Origin of the sequence: Planococcus maritimus (assembly GCF_001687625.2) — a bacterium.
Lineage (GTDB): Bacteria > Bacillota > Bacilli > Bacillales_A > Planococcaceae > Planococcus > Planococcus maritimus.
This window is the reverse complement of record NZ_CP016538.2, coordinates 1,668,274-1,684,731: the sequence shown is the minus strand read 5'-3', so window position 1 is coordinate 1,684,731 and position 16,458 is coordinate 1,668,274. Positions and strand designations below refer to the sequence as shown.

The 16,458-nt window shown below is 46.4% G+C and carries 20 protein-coding genes; 6 read left to right on the top strand and 14 right to left on the bottom strand.

All coding sequences use genetic code 11. The features are described from left to right. Positions 1 to 92 precede the first annotated feature (92 nt). Both acnA and BBI11_RS08455 read right to left on the bottom strand, forming a co-directional pair. Complete coding sequence (acnA, locus tag BBI11_RS08460; protein WP_068462346.1) at positions 93 to 2,807, bottom strand: aconitate hydratase AcnA; 2,715 nt, start codon at positions 2,805 to 2,807, stop codon at positions 93 to 95. Between the two features lie 130 nt (positions 2,808 to 2,937). Next, positions 2,938 to 3,468, bottom strand: coding sequence for a DinB family protein (locus tag BBI11_RS08455; protein WP_068462344.1), 531 nt, complete (start codon positions 3,466 to 3,468; stop codon positions 2,938 to 2,940). A gap of 223 nt (positions 3,469 to 3,691) precedes the next feature. On the opposite strand from BBI11_RS08455, the gene BBI11_RS08450 reads away from it, so the two are divergent. From BBI11_RS08450 to BBI11_RS08440, 3 genes are all read left to right on the top strand, one after another. After that, positions 3,692 to 4,573, top strand: coding sequence for a site-specific integrase (locus BBI11_RS08450; RefSeq protein ID WP_068462342.1), 882 nt, complete (start codon positions 3,692 to 3,694; stop codon positions 4,571 to 4,573). Positions 4,574 to 4,880: 307 nt separating this feature from the next. Beyond that, positions 4,881 to 5,423 (top strand): cysteine hydrolase family protein, encoded by a 543-nt coding sequence (locus tag BBI11_RS08445; RefSeq protein WP_068462340.1) that lies wholly within the window; start codon positions 4,881 to 4,883, stop codon positions 5,421 to 5,423. A 92-nt stretch (positions 5,424 to 5,515) separates the two neighbouring features. Then, positions 5,516 to 5,779, top strand: a complete 264-nt coding sequence (locus BBI11_RS08440) for a GlsB/YeaQ/YmgE family stress response membrane protein (RefSeq protein WP_068462338.1) — start codon at positions 5,516 to 5,518, stop codon at positions 5,777 to 5,779. A 34-nt stretch (positions 5,780 to 5,813) separates the two neighbouring features. Here BBI11_RS08440 and BBI11_RS08435 read toward each other — a convergent pair whose 3' ends face one another. Further along, positions 5,814 to 6,461, bottom strand: a complete 648-nt coding sequence (locus tag BBI11_RS08435; RefSeq protein WP_068462336.1) for a lytic transglycosylase domain-containing protein — start codon at positions 6,459 to 6,461, stop codon at positions 5,814 to 5,816. A gap of 151 nt (positions 6,462 to 6,612) precedes the next feature. Here BBI11_RS08435 and mscL point away from each other — a divergent pair, with 151 nt between their 5' ends. After that, the gene (mscL, locus tag BBI11_RS08430; RefSeq protein WP_068462334.1) at positions 6,613 to 7,002 is read left to right on the top strand and encodes a large conductance mechanosensitive channel protein MscL; all 390 of its coding nucleotides are present in this window, start codon (positions 6,613 to 6,615) and stop codon (positions 7,000 to 7,002) included. A gap of 47 nt (positions 7,003 to 7,049) precedes the next feature. Here the strand turns inward: mscL and BBI11_RS08425 are convergent, their stop codons facing one another. From BBI11_RS08425 to BBI11_RS08415, 4 genes are all read right to left on the bottom strand, one after another. Continuing rightward, complete coding sequence (locus BBI11_RS08425; protein ID WP_068462333.1) at positions 7,050 to 7,604, bottom strand: SCO family protein; 555 nt, start codon at positions 7,602 to 7,604, stop codon at positions 7,050 to 7,052. A 95-nt stretch (positions 7,605 to 7,699) separates the two neighbouring features. Continuing rightward, on the bottom strand, positions 7,700 to 7,828 hold the full coding sequence (locus tag BBI11_RS16245) for a YvrJ family protein (RefSeq protein ID WP_082799150.1): 129 nt from the start codon (positions 7,826 to 7,828) through the stop codon (positions 7,700 to 7,702). 60 nt (positions 7,829 to 7,888) lie between these two features. Beyond that, positions 7,889 to 8,104 carry a DUF2922 domain-containing protein gene (locus tag BBI11_RS08420; protein ID WP_068462331.1) on the bottom strand — a complete coding sequence of 72 codons (216 nt, stop codon included), beginning with the start codon at positions 8,102 to 8,104 and terminating at the stop codon, positions 7,889 to 7,891. Positions 8,105 to 8,122: 18 nt separating this feature from the next. After that, positions 8,123 to 8,341, bottom strand: a complete 219-nt coding sequence (locus BBI11_RS08415; RefSeq protein WP_068462329.1) for a DUF1659 domain-containing protein — start codon at positions 8,339 to 8,341, stop codon at positions 8,123 to 8,125. 118 nt (positions 8,342 to 8,459) lie between these two features. Here BBI11_RS08415 and BBI11_RS08410 point away from each other — a divergent pair, with 118 nt between their 5' ends. Beyond that, the gene (locus tag BBI11_RS08410) at positions 8,460 to 8,894 is read left to right on the top strand and encodes a DUF2621 family protein (protein ID WP_068462326.1); all 435 of its coding nucleotides are present in this window, start codon (positions 8,460 to 8,462) and stop codon (positions 8,892 to 8,894) included. A 21-nt stretch (positions 8,895 to 8,915) separates the two neighbouring features. Here the strand turns inward: BBI11_RS08410 and BBI11_RS08405 are convergent, their stop codons facing one another. From BBI11_RS08405 to BBI11_RS08375, 7 genes are all read right to left on the bottom strand, one after another. Beyond that, positions 8,916 to 9,422 (bottom strand): CcdC family protein, encoded by a 507-nt coding sequence (locus tag BBI11_RS08405; protein ID WP_068462324.1) that lies wholly within the window; start codon positions 9,420 to 9,422, stop codon positions 8,916 to 8,918. Beyond that, positions 9,415 to 9,720, bottom strand: a complete 306-nt coding sequence (locus BBI11_RS08400; protein ID WP_335645505.1) for a thioredoxin family protein — start codon at positions 9,718 to 9,720, stop codon at positions 9,415 to 9,417. The genes BBI11_RS08405 and BBI11_RS08400 overlap by 8 nt, the downstream gene beginning before the upstream one ends. A gap of 33 nt (positions 9,721 to 9,753) precedes the next feature. Next, positions 9,754 to 10,464, bottom strand: a complete 711-nt coding sequence (locus BBI11_RS08395) for a cytochrome c biogenesis CcdA family protein (protein WP_068462320.1) — start codon at positions 10,462 to 10,464, stop codon at positions 9,754 to 9,756. 225 nt (positions 10,465 to 10,689) lie between these two features. Beyond that, complete coding sequence (argH, locus tag BBI11_RS08390) at positions 10,690 to 12,063, bottom strand: argininosuccinate lyase (RefSeq protein WP_068462319.1); 1,374 nt, start codon at positions 12,061 to 12,063, stop codon at positions 10,690 to 10,692. Continuing rightward, the gene (locus tag BBI11_RS08385) at positions 12,060 to 13,292 is read right to left on the bottom strand and encodes an argininosuccinate synthase (RefSeq protein ID WP_068462317.1); all 1,233 of its coding nucleotides are present in this window, start codon (positions 13,290 to 13,292) and stop codon (positions 12,060 to 12,062) included. Before BBI11_RS08385 ends, argH begins: the two co-directional genes overlap by 4 nt. 225 nt (positions 13,293 to 13,517) lie before the next feature. Then, positions 13,518 to 14,120: a DUF3221 domain-containing protein gene (locus BBI11_RS08380; protein ID WP_068462315.1), complete on the bottom strand. Its 603-nt coding sequence runs from the start codon at positions 14,118 to 14,120 to the stop codon at positions 13,518 to 13,520. Between the two features lie 87 nt (positions 14,121 to 14,207). Then, positions 14,208 to 15,161: an MBL fold metallo-hydrolase gene (locus BBI11_RS08375; protein ID WP_418312502.1), complete on the bottom strand. Its 954-nt coding sequence runs from the start codon at positions 15,159 to 15,161 to the stop codon at positions 14,208 to 14,210. Between the two features lie 369 nt (positions 15,162 to 15,530). Here BBI11_RS08375 and proC point away from each other — a divergent pair, with 369 nt between their 5' ends. Next, a complete protein-coding gene (proC, locus tag BBI11_RS08370; protein WP_082799149.1) occupies positions 15,531 to 16,334 on the top strand; it encodes a pyrroline-5-carboxylate reductase in 804 nt (267 codons plus the stop codon). Positions 16,335 to 16,458 lie beyond the last annotated feature (124 nt).

Sequence of the window (16,458 nt, the reverse complement as noted above, 5' to 3'; positions counted from 1 at the left end):
CCCTGAAGCTGTGTTTCTCGCAGCTTGCCAGATCCTTTACGGACGATTCTTCCCAAAATAAAAAGGCCGCCCGGAGGCAGCCTTTTTATTTTTTATGCTTCTAGCAATTTGTTGCGGAGTACCATTTGCAGGATACCGCCGTGACGGAAGTAGTCGACTTCCACTTCAGAATCGAAGCGTGCGAGGACTTTGAATTCCGTTACTTTGCCATCTTCAGCAGTAGCTGTAGCTGTCAAGACGTCGCGAGGTTTCACATCGTCGGACAAGTTAACGCTGATGGTTTCATGGCCTGTCAGACCAAGAGAATCTGCGCTTTCGCCATTGACGAATTGCAATGGCAAGACGCCCATCATGACAAGGTTCGAACGGTGGATACGCTCATAGCTTTCCGCGATAACTGTTTTGACGCCTAGAAGGAATGTCCCTTTAGCAGCCCAGTCACGAGAAGAGCCCATGCCGTAGTCTTTACCGGCTAGAACCACAAGGCCAGTACCTTGCTCTTGATACTTCATGCATGCATCGAAGATTGGCATTACTTCGCCAGTCGGCCAGAATGTCGTGAAGCCGCCAGTTGTGCCTGGTGCGACTTGGTTACGGATGCGGATGTTCGCAAACGTACCACGCATCATAACTTCGTGGTTACCGCGACGAGAGCCGTAAGAGTTGAAGTTACGCGGCTCGACGCCGTGTTCACGCAAGTACAAGCCAGCTGGTGTGTCTTTGCCGATCGCGCCTGCAGGTGAAATGTGGTCCGTCGTGATGGAATCAGCGAATTTCGCCATGACACGAAGGCCAGAAAGCGGCTGAATCGGTGCCGGCTCTTTCGACATACCTGTGAAGAACGGCGGGTTTTGAATGTATGTTGAGTTGTCATCGAAGGCATACAATGAATCGTCGTTTGTTTCGATGGCATTCCATTCTGCGTTTTCAGTGAAGACATGTTCGTATTCTTTGCGGAACAACTCAGGCGTTACTGTAGAGTGGACAACGTTTTTCACTTCTTCAGTAGAAGGCCAGATATCTTTAAAGAATACATCATTGCCGTCTTGGTCTTGTCCGATTGGATCCACTTCAAAGTCGATGTCCACTGTACCAGCAAGTGCATACGCCACAACAAGCATTGGAGATGCCAAGTAGTTGGCTTTTACTAATGGGTGGATACGTCCTTCAAAGTTACGGTTACCGGACAATACAGAAGAAACGAGCAAGTCGTTTTCAACGATTGCTTCTTCGATTTCAGGAAGAAGTGGGCCGGAGTTACCGATACATGTTGTACAGCCGTAACCAACCAAGTTAAAGCCGATTTGGTTCATGTAGTCAAGCAAACCAGAATCGCTCAAATAGCCTGTAACGACTTTCGAACCTGGTGCCAGTGAAGTTTTCACGTATGCTGGCGGCGTCAAGCCTTTTTCGACTGCTTTTTTCGCAACGAGTCCAGCGCCGAGCATAACGTACGGATTGGACGTGTTTGTGCAAGATGTAATCGCAGCAATCGCCAAAGCACCCGTGTTCATTTCAGCTGTTTTGCCATCATTGAATTTCACAGTTGCGGTTTTGTTGATTTCTTCTTGATCCAACGCAAAGCCGTGTGGGCCTTCTGGGCCTGTGACAGCTGTGTTGAATTCTTTTTTCATTTGAGACAATGGAATCAAATCTTGCGGACGTTTTGGACCGGACAAGTTCGGTTCGATTGTCGTCAAGTCGATTTCGACAAGGTCCGTGTAAATCGGATCTTCGTTGTCGACCGTGAAGAACATATCGTTTGCTTTCAAGTATTCTTTTGTCACGGCAATTTGCTCTTCTGTACGAGCTGTCAAGCGCATGTAAGTCAACGCTTCTTCGTCTACTGGGAAGAATCCGCAAGTAGCGCCGTATTCAGGTGCCATGTTGGCAATCGTCGCACGGTCTGCAAGCGGCAATGTTGTAACGCCAGGACCGAAGAACTCGACGAATTTGCCGACTACGCCTTTTTTACGCAAGGTTTCTGTGACTTTGAGTGCCAAATCTGTCGCTGTTGCGCCGTTTGGCAATTCGCCAGTCATTTTCACGCCGATAACTTCAGGAATCGGGAAGTAAGAAGGCTGTCCAAGCATGCCTGCTTCCGCTTCGATTCCGCCAACGCCCCATCCTAGTACGCCGATTCCGTTGATCATCGTCGTATGGGAATCTGTACCGACAAGTGTATCTGGGAATGCTTCAAATGTGCCATCTTCGTTTTCGATCGCGTGAACAACATTTGCCAAATACTCAAGGTTTACTTGGTGAACGATTCCTGTTGCTGGTGGAACTGCACGATAGTTATCGTACGCTTTTTGAGCCCAGTTAAGGAATTGGTAACGCTCTGCATTGCGTTCGAACTCAAATTCCATGTTCGCGCGCAGTGCATCTTCAGTGCCGTAACGGTCAACTTGTACCGAGTGGTCAATTACCAGATCAACCGGGATTTCTGGATTGATCTTGTCTGGGTCTCCGCCCATTTCAGACATGGCTGAACGAAGCGCTGCCAAGTCGACAACAACCGGTACACCGGTGAAGTCTTGAAGGATGACACGGGAAGGTTTGAATGGAACTTCTGCTTCTTTGTTCGCATCTTTACCCCATTTTGCGAGTTCTTCTACATGTTCGTCATTGATGACATAGCCGTCGTGCTGGCGCAATACGGATTCCAATAGTACTTTTACAGAGTACGGAAGGCGAGATACTTTCGCGATCCCCGCTTCTTCGAGTGCAGCGAGACGATAATAATTATACGTCTTGCCGTTAAGCTCGAACGACGTGCGGCTGTTGTGCAAACTGCTCTTTGCCATAATCGTGTTCCTCCTTTAAATCTTCTGAAAAGGCGTGTTACCGCATCTTTTCTCCTCTTCCATCATACCGAAACAATGTGCATAAGTAAATTACATTAAAATTATACATTCTGATAAGTTTTTCTAATGACTAATTCTTTTTCTCATCAATTTTTCTTAATGTCTCTTCTAATTGAGCCAAATGGCGTTTCTCATGATAACCGATAAATGGGAACCATTGAACTAGTGGCACATCGCCGAAAACAGGATGAGGCATGGAGTTCTTCTGAAGCGTTTCCTCGTTTGTCCGTGCATAAACTTCGTACAGGCGATTTCTTGACTCATTCAATTTCTCTGTCATTTCAGCTAGAGTGAAAAACGTTTCTTCAGGCACCGTGTGATCTGGCGCATCGACTTTCACTTTGCGGTTGACCGATAGTTGAATCGGTTTCTTTATTGCTTTTTTCTGTTGATTTTTCTCTACGGTTTTAGCTACGCCCGCTGTTATGGTCTGCTCCATCTTATAGAGATGGTCCAAAATCTGCATGGCTGACCATTCATCAGCCGACGGTTTCTCGTTTAGTTCCTTGTCACTGAAAGATTCAACTTTTTTCAAAATCGTGTGGCGTATTCTAGCGTTTTCTTCAGTTTGCAATTCTTGCACCTCATTTCTAATTCCCATTATCTTTCTTTATACCCGCTTTGTCGATGATCATTCGTTGTCTCTTTCATTTCGTATGGCTTGTTGGCTTTTTTTTATTTTTTTAATAACCTTAAGTAGTTTGATACTTATGAATGAATAAGTCGTTTTCACATTCATTCCGTTGTAGAATAAGGGAAAGTACGTTCTATTCTGACTGAAAACTGGTATAATGAATAAAACCTAGTTAGAGAGGTGAATGTCCATGCCCTATGGTTATGAAAAATACAGATTGGATAATGGCATCAGCCCAAACACGGTCATCCATGAAGTTCAATTGATCCGAGCGCTTTTTGCCTTTTTGCGAAAAACCTATAAAAAATCTATAGAGCCTCACGAAATCCGCCCTTCTGATATCCAGCAATTTCTACTGGAACAAAAAGAAGCCGGTATCAAAGACAGCACCTTGAACCGCAAATTGATTCATATTCGCTGCTGGTTTGATTACATGTGGCAGATTGGCAAAATTCCGAATGATTTCATGCCAAAGTTTAAATTGAACCACAAGCTCGATTTAACCCCCCACGACATCGAAGTCGATTACGAACATCTATTGGAAAAGAAACCCGATGTTTTAAAGTCCATTAAATTGCCGCTCAATGCTAAGCTGCTGTACGTCTTTTATTTGAGAGGCTTGCGGCTTCGAGATATGGTGACGATTGATATCGATAATTTTTTGAACGACTCAAAGGGACTTCACTTAGACGTCGAAAAGAAAGATGGCTATCATTGCACGCTGCATTTCGATCAATACGAAGAAGCAGTAATGGAACAAGGCATCGAACGGGCAAAAGCACGAGGTACGTCTTTCCTGCTATCGTCAAAAGTTAAAGACCAGTTTACTCATTTTCAAATGGGCTCACTGTCCGATTATACAGAAGCTTTGTCGGAGTTCGTCGGTGCACCGATGCGCTCTGGCGATATTCGATTTGCCTATGTCCATCATTTGTACGCGGTCGAACACAAAAACCTGGAAGAAATTCAAGAAATCCTTGGCGTCTCGTTGGATTCAGCTTCTCGCATGTTAAAAGATTCGCTCGTGCGTATGAAACGGCAAGCTCATCCGCCCACATCAAAAAACACCTGATCCCTACCGGATCAGGTGTTTTTTTGCCGATTTCATTAGAATTGCCTTTCATTTTAAACCAGAAAGCCGAAATCAAATGCAAAGCTGAAAATGATGAGTGTGTGAACGACCGTAAACCATACACCTTGTCTGTTGAGTTTTTCCAAGTTTTCATATTTCATCGAGCACACCCCTTTTTCTGTTTTATTTATTATAATAAGTTTTCAGAAAATTGGCAAGTTATTAATTCTGTGCATGGATTCTGCAATCCCACCATTAGCATATCGAGAAAATGGGTATACTGGTAGAAAATTGGAGGCGATATAAGATGAACAAAGCATTACTAGTAGTCGATTACACAGTCGATTTTGTTGCAAACGATGGTGCCTTGACTTGCGGCGCACCTGGGCAAGAAATTGAGGAAGCGATCTGTGCGTTGACAGAACAATTTCTCGAAACCGGTGATTTCGTGGTCTTGCCCGTAGATCTTCACGAATCAGACGATCCTTATCATCCGGAGACGAAATTGTTTCCCCCACACAATATTAAAGGGACTGCCGGACGCAAATTATACGGACGTCTCCAAGCTATATATGATCGCCATCAAGAAGACATCGTCTGGATGGACAAAACCCGCTATAGTGCCTTCGCAGGGACGCGGCTCGAATTATTGCTTCGCGAGCGCAGTATTGAAGAAGTGCATATCGTAGGCGTCTGTACAGATATTTGCGTACTTCATACAGCTATCGATGCTTATAACAAAGGTTTTGAAATTGTCATCCATGAACAGGCCGTCGCAAGCTTCGACGATGCCGGCCACCGCTACGCTATGAGGCACTTTGAAACTATTCTAGGCGCCCGAATAAAATAATTTTGCAGTTCTATGTTTTAAAAGTCCTATTTGTGGTTATACCTAGAGTGTAGCACTTATAACAATAAAACATTTTGAAGGAGCTGGAAAGAATGGGATTCATTTTATATCTAATCGTAGGCGGTATCATTGGTTGGCTAGCCGGCCTGATCCTCGGGAAAGACATTCCTGGCGGCATCATCGGTAACATCATTGCAGGTATCATCGGTGCATGGTTAGGCGGCATGCTCTTAGGAGACATGGGACCATCCATCGCGGGCGTAGCAATTATTCCGGCATTGATCGGTGCATTGATCTTTGTCTTCGTCCTGAGCTTGATCCTTGGATCAATGAACAAAGGACGCAAACGCGCATAATCAAAAAAGAGTGGACTCCGGTCCACTCTTTTTTTTATGAATTATTGTATTGTTCTTCAAAACGTCCGTAATAATGAAGAATGTCTTCCACGTATTCATCGCTGTGATTGTAACGGTAAATTGCCTGTTCTAAGTCGCCTTCCGCTGCCCCGTTTTGCGCCAGGTAATTAGCAGCGCTGTAGAGTGCATCTGCCAAATCGTAAGGGTCCGCTAACCCGTCGCCGTTCGCATCAACGCCGTAGCCCCCATATTTTGCGATAATTTGCGGGTTGGTTTTGTCCGCTTCCGGGATTTTTCCTTGCCCTTGCCCCGAACACGTCGGATGACTCCAGCCGACAAATGTGCAAGGCATGAACTGCATATGCCCTTCTGCTCCGACCGGCGATAGCAAGGGGTCCATCGTCGAAAATTTTGTTTCGATGCGGTGATGGGCCGCGAGTAAGGTCCACGGAATGTCGTAGTGCTCGGCTGCTTCCTGATAAAGCGCGATGTTTTCTTCTGGAAACGGGACTTCAAACACATGGTCTTGCCCTTTTTGCACCGTTTCCTTGACGGTATCGCCGTATGAGGAATACGCCATTACAGCGAGGAGCGTGAGCGCGACAATCGCTGCCGGAATCAAAGCCATGACGAACAGGAACTTTAAAGCAAGCGAAGGTTTTTTTCTTTTTTTCTGTTTCATATGTTCACACCTATAGTTTCTTTTGCCTCAGTTTACCACAGCCCCTCCTCCATTGCCTGTTTATCGCAAGGAATGAGCGCGAGGTTATAGCAGGAGAAGTAGAAGCAAGCGAGAATTATGTATAATTGGGAATCGAAAGGAGGAGAAGCCTATGTGGGAAGATTTTAAGAAATTCGCCTTAAAAGGCAATGTGTTGGATTTGGCAGTAGCGGTAGTCATTGGTGCCGCATTCGGTAAAATTGTCACTTCGCTCGTCGAGGATATCATCATGCCCGGGGTTGGGATTTTGCTCGGTGGATTCAGTGTGGAGGATTTGACTTATACCTTCAATGGCGCAGAACTTCGCTATGGCGCATTTACGCAATCTGTAATTGATTTTTTCATTATTGCCTTTTCTATTTTTATGGTGATTCGTTTATTTACGCGCATGAAACGCGAGAAAGATGTGCCGGCGGAAGAAGAACCGGAAGTGCTCGACAAAAAAGAAGAATTATTGGTCGAGATCCGCGATCTTTTGTCAAAAGAAAAAACCGGCCAATGACCGGTTCCTTCAAGCTGCCGAACTAGTTCGGCAGCTTTTTATTGGTTTCACTGTGACAGCTCTTGCATATCTTCGATGATTTCTTCAGTCGGAACCTGCTCAAAGCCATCGTAATTTCCGACGACTTCCCCTTTTTGGTCCACCAAGTAAAAAGAAGTGCCGTGGATAACTTGGTCACTATTCGGGTCGTTCTTGACCAAGGACTTGAAATTGTCCGTCGCGAACTCTGCAATCTCATCCTGCGAATAGCCCGTCAGCAAATGCCATTTGCTTTCGTCAGAGATTGGGTAATGTGATAAATATTCCTGCATTTTCTCTGGTGTATCTTCATTCGGGTCTACACTGAACGCGACGATTTTATAATCGCTCAGTCCATGCGACTCCAGATCCTTCTGCAAATCAGCCATATTGAAAGTCATCGGCGGACACACCGTCTCACAGTTCGTAAAGACAAATGTCGCCAGCCAAGGTGTCCCTTCCAATTGCTGTTTGCTTAATTGCTCGCCGCGGTGGTCAGTGTAATTGAACTCTTCGACCGCATCGGTTCCGCATGCAGCAAGAAGCATCAACGCCATGAGCATCAACGCCCATTTCCACTTCATATCATTGCCCCCACTCTCGTAACTGCCTATATCATAGCCGAATGAGAACTTGAAAACAATACGGATTCACGCTTCAGAAATCACAACTTTGTGAATTACGGCGCCTTCATGGTAATGAGCGCGTCGTGAATAGCCACAAGTTTGCCCTCCACGCGGTGCATCAGGTAAAACGAAACGAATATCGGAAACCCCAGTTCTTGTATCCATTGCATCCACTCTTGCATCGAAGCGCCTCCTTTCTTTGTAAAAAAAGCCTCCCCGCATTTGCGGGAAGGCCCTGTTCATTAAACTTCGTATTCGACGATATTGCGTTCAACGACACGTGCGCCTTTGACAAGCGCAAATGGCGAGCCGCCGACTTCAAAAATATTCTGGTCGACAATTGTCTGCATGCCCGTAGCGATTTCTTGTGTCGTCAAGTTTTCGCGTGGTTCATCGACCGTCAAGGTGACGGCTTTGTTTGCGGCTGTTTCAAAAATCAATTCCAATGTTTTTGCCATTTGTAGACTCCCCCCTCATTATTGGTAAATGCTTGAACCGGAGATTTTCTCCAGTTCCATAAGCGGTTTTGTGCCGAATGCTTCCAACACTTGCGCTACTTGGAAAATCCCATCAGCAGTCGCCGCTTCTGCCACGTTCGGATACGCCTTCACTTTACGCTTCAAACGTCCTTGCCCATCAAGCCCGTTGTCAAACGTCAAGCGCATGCTTGCGTTCTTAAAATCACTGAATGCCATATTGCTCACCCCCTTTCATTCGCTATATAGACATAAACGTGAAAAAAGGATACATTTCAGGTGAATTTTTTTTCGCTGGCTTCTATAATGGTAGAGAGAATGATTGAGGTGAGACAAAGTGGAATTAGCAGGCTGGTTTTTATGGTTCATATTATTTTGGGTCGTGGTGTTGGTCGGGCTGTTTGCGATCGGCGGCTATTTTATGTTCCGGAAATTCTTGAAATCGATGCCGAAAAAAGACGGCTTGTCCGATCTGAACTGGGAAGAATATTATGTAGAGAAAACGATTCATCTATGGGGCGCTAAAGAAAAAGAACTGCTCAATGAACTCGTGCAGCCGGTACCGGATCTGTTCCGCCCGGTAGCGAAACAAAAGATTGCAGGGCGCATCGGCGAGATTTTACTTGAAGAAAAAGCCAAAAAGATGGAAATGCAACACATCATCCGCGGCTATATCCAAGCAACGCCAAAGCGCGACCATAAATTTTTGCGCAAAAAAATGGGGGAACTCGAAATCGATCTTACCCCCTACGAACAATACTTTGATCAGTGACTACACGAAAAACGCTGTCCCCTATTCGGGAACAGCGTTTTTTTGTTGTGCAATCAACCGGTATTTGCGTAGCATCGCGAGGCGCCATGGCACCAGCATACCAAAAGCGAGCAGCCAAAACATGCCGCCCAGTTCCCCGACATCAATCGAAGAACTCAAAATGACTTTCGCCAGCAACCGCACGAGCAATAACCCGAGCAAAATGAAAACGAAAGCTTTGGAGCGCTTTAAATAGATTTCCCCATCCCGTACCTCAAAATTCGATGTGCGGATCAAGATGATTGAAAACAAAGCACCGACCAATAGCGCTTCAGCAATTTGCAGCGGCGCTACGCGGAAAAACGGAAAAATGAACATCAGGGCGCCTGTAGACATAAATAAAGGCGGCAGGATAATCTTTTTAGCCGTTGCTGGCTTTTTAGCCGATTTTGACCGGACAACAATCGCGAGTGTCCCCATGACTAGCGCGCCGAGCGTCGTCACAGCAAGAAGGACGGCAGGCGGGATGCTGTTGAATAACTCATCCATCCAGTTCTGCCTCCAATTCGCCGAGGCGGTTCTCCAGCTCATCCATGCGCACAAAACGAGCGAAACGCAATTGTTCTTTCCCGTACTTGAACAAAATGACTACAGGCGCAGTGAATAGCGTCAGCTGCCCTGCGAGCTCTGGCACGCGTGCTGCGTTCACCAAATAGAATGGAATGGATGCAGTTGGCTCCAATCCTTCTACTTGCGGCTTCAGCCCTTCGCATACTGAACAATGGTCGGTTTTAACGAACAGCAAAAACGATTCGCGGCTTGTTATTTTTTGTTGGAATTGCTCCATTGAAGAAATGGTTTCCATCTCATCACCTACTTTTTAGAATCCTTGGAAATCCCCAAAAATCGGGCTCAAAATACGAATGATGTATGTCATGCCGTCAAAGAACAGCAAGACCCCTACGGCGATCATGATAAATCCGCCGACTTTCATGATCGTGCTGTGATGCTTGCGCAACCAGCCGAGGCGGGTAACGAAAAACGACAACACGAAAAATGGAATCGCAAAGCCGAGTACATAGGCCAGCATATACCAGATGCCCGATCCCGGATTGGTCGCAGCGAGCGCATAGATCGCCGCTGTAATCGGGCCGGTGCAAGGTGTCCAACCAGCCGCAAAGGCCAGGCCAATAACGAAAGTTCCTAAAAATCCGGACGGTCGATTCTTGAATGAGAACTTGCGGTCTTGCATCAAGAATTTTGGTGTAAAGACCCCGACAATCATCAGTCCAAAAATAACGATGAACAAAGCGCCTACTTGACGAATCAATTCATCATAACGCACAAACCATTCATAGAAAAATGAAGTACTGAATCCCAATGCGATGAAAATCGTAGAAAAGCCCAGCAAGAAAAACAAGGTATGGAACATTCCACGCCGTTGCATTACTTTCCGGTCATTTTTAATCTCATCCATGGTCATGCCTGTAATATAGGATAAAAAGGCTGGATACAAAGGCAATGTACATGGCGAGATGAAACTTAAGAAGCCGGCACCAAAAGCCAGCAATAAATTAATATCGGTTGCCATTCAAACACACTCCTCTCTTACGAATTCTATCTTATCAGAGATGGTGTACAAAAACTGTCAAATAGCCTGTGAAATCTTTATGGACATTTCCACAAGCTTCACGCTTTTGCCCTAAACAATAAACCCAAACAAAAAAACCGGCTCTCTTTAGGGGGAAGAGAGCCGGGTACTGATGCCTGCTCGTTGTACCAAACAAAGCAAGCACAACTATAAATGGACTATCGCTCACCCGATGAGTTTCTTGGCTAGTCCCAATTGATGATGAACTTGATCAAATCCTGTCCCGCCAAGTGAATTGCGGCGTTTAACCGCTGTCTCGGGAAGCAAGGTTTCATAAATATCGTCTTCAATCAGCGGGCTCGCTGCCTGGAGATCCTCAAGCGGCAAGTCTTTTAAATAATAGCCTCGCTGGATGCACGTGAACACCAGTTTGCCGGTCACATCGTGTGCTTCGCGGAACGGCATGCCTTTTGCCGCCAAGTAATCGGCTAATTCTGTGGCATTCGAGAAATCGGAGTTTACCGCTTTTTCCATGGATGCGGTGTTGACGTTCATGGTCCGAATCATGCCTTCAAAGATCGGCAATGAGCCCATTAACGTATGGACCGTATCAAACATGCCTTCTTTGTCTTCTTGCATATCTTTATTGTAGGCAAGCGGCAAGCCTTTCAAGGTCGTCAACAAGCCGAACAAATTGCCATAAACGCGTCCTGTTTTGCCGCGGACAAGTTCCGCCATATCCGGATTTTTCTTTTGCGGCATGATGCTCGATCCGGTCGAGAACGTATCATCTAGTTCAATAAAACGAAACTCTTCGCTGGACCAAAGAATGATTTCTTCGGCAAAACGCGACAAATGCATCATGAGCATCGATGAATTGCTGAGAAATTCTAAGATAAAGTCGCGATCGCTGACAGCATCCAGGCTGTTTTGATAAACGCCTGAGAAGCCCAGCAGCTCGGCGGACAGTTCACGGTCGATTGGGAAACTCGTGCCAGACATCGCTCCTGCCCCTAAAGGCGAGACATCAATGCGCTTCAAGGATTCCTGCATGCGTTCTTTATCACGCTGCAGCATCCAGAAATACGTCATTAAATGATGGCCAAATGAAATCGGCTGTGCGCGCTGGAGATGGGTATATCCCGGCACGACCGTTTCAACATGCGCTTCCGACTGTTCGACGATTGCTGACTGAAAACCTTCAATCAACTCGATGATTTCCGTTACACGGTTTTTCAAATAAAGATGCATATCGGTTGCGACCTGGTCGTTGCGGCTTCTGCCGGTATGCAGTTTGCCGCCGACAGGGCCGATTTCATCGATCAATAGTTTTTCTAAGTTCAAGTGGATGTCTTCGTTCGATACGCTGTACTCAAGTTCTCCGTTCTCCGCTTTTTTCTGCAGCGTCTGAAGCCCCGACAAGATCAAGTCAGCGTCTTGCTGAGGCAAGATCTTGCAGGAAGACAGCATGGTGACATGCGCCATGCTGCCCTGAAGATCCTCGAGCACTAATTTCTGGTCAAAGGAAATAGAAGCCCCGAACTCATCGACCCACTGTTCAGCTGTCTTTTGAAAACGACCGCCCCACAGTTTGGTCATAGCTGTACCTCCTCTTTAACTTGTGCTGTAATGGCCACTTCTTTCTTGTTGATTTTCGAATTGACGACAGTCGGCAAGCCCCATAGCTCGATGAATCCGACCGCAGATTCGTGGTTGAACGTATCATCTGTCGAGTAAGTCGCGAGTTCTTCGCTGTATAGGGAGTTTGGTGACTTACGCCCTTCTGTGATGGCATGGCCCTTGAACAGTTTGACACGGACTGTGCCGTTGACGAACTCCTGCGTTTCTTTTAAGAACGCTTCGAGTGCGACACGTAGAGGTGAGAACCATAGCCCCTCATAGATCAATTCCGTCATTTTCTTCTCGATGACTGGTTTGAAGTGAGCCATTTCCTTCACTAAAGTAATGTCTTCAAGCTCTTTATGCGCGGCGATTAAGGTCATCGCCGCCGGAGCTTCATAGATTTCACGGGATTTAATGCCGACCAGTCTGTTTTCGACGTGGTCAATTCTGCCGACGCCATGTTTTCCGGCAACGTGGTTCAATTCAAAGATCAAATCCGTCAATTTATAGTCAATGCCGTTTAATTTTGTCGGTACGCCTTTCACAAATTCGATTTCCACGATATCCGGTGTATCCGGCGTATCCTCGAGTGCATTGGTGATGTCATATGCATCAGCTGGCGGCGTCGCCCATGGATCTTCTAAAATGCCACATTCGTTGGCACGGCCCCATAAATTCATGTCGATGGAGAATGGCGAATCCAAGTTGACGGGTACCGGCACGTCATGCTCCTTAGCATAGGCGATTTCTTCATCACGTGACCAACCCCACTGGCGAACAGGTGCGACGACTTCAAGGTCGGGGTTCAACGATTTGATGGATACTTCAAAACGTACTTGGTCGTTGCCTTTTCCTGTACAACCGTGAGCAACAGCCGTTGCGCCGCTTTCCACTGCGATTTCCACCAGTTTTTTGGAGATTAACGGACGCGATAAAGCCGAAACGAGCGGGTATTTGCCTTCATATAATGTATGAGCTTGAAGCGAAATGAGTGCATAGTCTTCGGCAAATTCGTCTCTGGCATCGATCATATAGCTTTCGACCGCTCCGACCTGCAGCGCTTTTTTCTTGATAAAGTCTAAATCTTTTCCTTCTCCGATGTCGAGACACACAGCGACAACGTCGTAGCCTTGTGATTTCAGCCACGGAATGGCCACCGATGTATCTAGTCCACCTGAGTATGCGAGTACGATTTTTTTGTTCATATAATATGACCTCCTGTATTTTTATGCGTTATATGCGATGAATATACACATAATATCACGGCATTTTTAATAACGCAAGGAAAGTCGCGTGTAAATTTTCATTTTTTTAAGGTAATATGCAAAAAAGCCGCATTACTTCTATAATAAAGAAAACATGCCGTGCATAAAAAAACCGGACAGCGCATGGCCATCCGGGTGAGATATTCTTATGGATTGCCGTTTGGCTTACTCCTCGGCATCCTCTGTTTCGTCAGTTTCTTCTTCATTCTCTTCATTGCTTAATGTGTATTCCAGTGTATTCATATCAATACGCACTTCCGTTAAAGCTCCGGTTTCCATATTGCTGAATAAAAAGCCGATTTCCTCGCCCCGTACGAGTGGTTGCCCCAAAATAATAAGTTGGGACAATTGCTCTTCGTTGATGAATGCCTGCAATGCTTCCGCTTGACGCTTGGATTCCTCATCCTGTAAGATCGTGATTTTTTCAGCTTCGCCTTGCATCGGATAAGATTCTGCTAGCGGTCCTGAATAATCCGTTTTGACTTTCATACCGGTACGCAAATCGCTAATAACGGCTTCTGTCGTTTCGCCACCTTCAGCAAATTGAACTTCCACATCTTCTGGCACTGAGAAGTAAATGCTATTAATGAGGATTCGGCCATTTCCAATTTGCGTAATGAAACCTTCCTCTGTCATTCCCTCTTGTTCTACTGCAATTTCAGGTTCTTCTTCAGTACCTGCTGTCCCAGCGGGCTCTTTCGCCGCTTCATCGTCTGAGCACCCTGCCAATAGCAGAAATCCTGCAAGAAACAAACTAGCTTTTTTCACGTTATCCCAATCCTTTTCGCTTAGATTCTTGTTGCAACTCTTAATTTTCAGTTTACCTGCTGGAGTCTATGCTTGCAACTTTGTTCCTTATGCCTGTCGATAGACAAAAATGCCTTCATCGTTCATACGTTCTTCAATTAAACCGTCTTCTAACAAGTAATCGACTTGGCCGATGGTTTCAGAAAGCGTCAAGCCGAGTTCTTTTTCGTAAGCATGCGGAAACAGCTGTTGCGTCAGTTCATACACCGATTGTTCGCTCGTACGGTCTAGCATATCGAGCACTTTCATTGCCCGCAAATGCTGTTTCTCCAGACGTGTCGATACGAGTTCATGAACATTGCGCACCTCTTCCCCGTGCCCGCTGTAAATAACGTCAATTGGCATCTTCAATAGCCGGCTGAGCGAAGCATTGTATTGCAGCAAAGATTTCGGGCGTCCTTCTTCCGGATGATAAGGCGGTTCGATGAGCGGGTTCGACGACACTTTGGCAATCACATGATCGCCCCCGATCATCGTGCGCTGTTCTGGATTCCAAAACGACAGATGGCTTTGGGCATGCCCCAAAGTCTCCAAAACATGCCAATCAGGATGTCCTGGAAGCGTATCCCCTTCGTTGATGGCCATATCAAGTGGGCGGTTTCCCAATAAATTGAGCGGGCGCTTCATCTTTTTCACCCAAAACATCAAATCGCCCGGCACGCCTTCCTCCTTCAATCGCTCTTGGTAAAACGCATCATGATAGTCGAAAAACGCTTCGTCGCGGCGCAGCCAGAGATCGTTATACGGATGGCCATAAAGTTTGGCGGCGTCGAAGCCATCGACCCATCCTGCATGATCCGGGTGGTGATGCGTCAGGACCACTTGCTCGATGTCTTCAGGAGCGACATTGGCTGCCTTTAATCCGGCCTTCAGCGCTTCCCAAGCTTCCGGTGTTTTCGGCCCTGCATCGATCAAAGTTAACACGTCGCCTTTTAATAAATAAGAATTGACATCTCCGACCGCAAATGGCGTCGGGATGATGATTTTGATCGGTTCCATCATTCCCACTCCCTTAAAATGAATGTCTATTCACTTATCATACCTTGAATGGCGGGCGGCGTCACGCTGCCGAGCCAATTTGACAAATAAAATTTCATTACTTATAATTTAATAACATATGTAAGCGTAGATGAAGATTAGTACGGAAGGTGATGGGTACAAGAGAGTGCCGCCAACGCTGAAACGCCGCACCCCCGCTCCCTTCCTGAACCTGCTTCTGAGCTGCCGTGCAAACACGGCCGTCTGTCCGCGATAAGGATATCGAGTTGTGCAAATGTGCAAACTTAGGTGGTACCGCGGAAACAAGCGTTTTCGTCCTTGGAGTAACAGGGATGATTGCGCTTTTTATTTTGAGAAAAGGAAGTGGAAGGTATGAAAATTGTATGTGTAGGGGCCGGATCAATGGCAGAATCCATGATTCACGGCTGGATCAATAAGCGAATTATGAAACCAGAAGAAATCTCAGTCATGAACCGATCGGACCAGGACCGATTGGAATTTTTGCACGATGAATACGGCGTTAACATCGTGTGCGCTGAAAAAACCGAATTGAGAGATGCCGATTTCATTTTGCTTGCAATGAAACCGAAAGATGTTGAAGTGGCGTTAAAAGGCATCCGCGAGAAATTGACTGGCGATACCGTTATCGTTTCGGTCGCAGCAGGTGTTTCGATCGAGACCATTCAAAAGCATGTCGGCGATTTTGCCGTTGCCCGCGCGATGCCAAACACTTCTGCGCAAATCGGCAAATCGGCGACAGGCGTCGCTTGGAGCAAGTTTGTCACCAAAGAACAGCAGCATTTACTGAGAAAGCTCTTGTCGTCCATCGGCGGCGTGACGGTCGTGGAAGAAGACCAATTGCATGCGGTGACCGGCATTGCAGGAAGCGGTCCGGCGTATCTTTACTACTTCGCAGAATCCATGGTGCAAGCAGGAATCGATAATGGCTTGTCTTCTGCGGATGCGAAAAAACTTGTGCGCCAAACATTCGACGGCGCAGCGGAAATGCTTCAGCAAGAAGATTTTGGCGAATTGCGCAAACGTGTCACAAGCCCGAACGGCACCACAGCTGCAGGCCTTCAAGCGCTTTACGATAACGACTTTAAGCGCATTGTTGGCGATTGTGTCACATCTGCTGCCACCCGTTCTCGTGAACTCGGAAAAGAATTCGAATAAGCAATCCAACAACCCCCATGAAAACGCCTGTTTTCATGGGGGTTGTTTTTGGAATAGCGGTCCTTCGCAATAGATAGCAGCCAACGTGAGGCTTCCGAATCGAAGCTCGACAACTTTTCCGGTA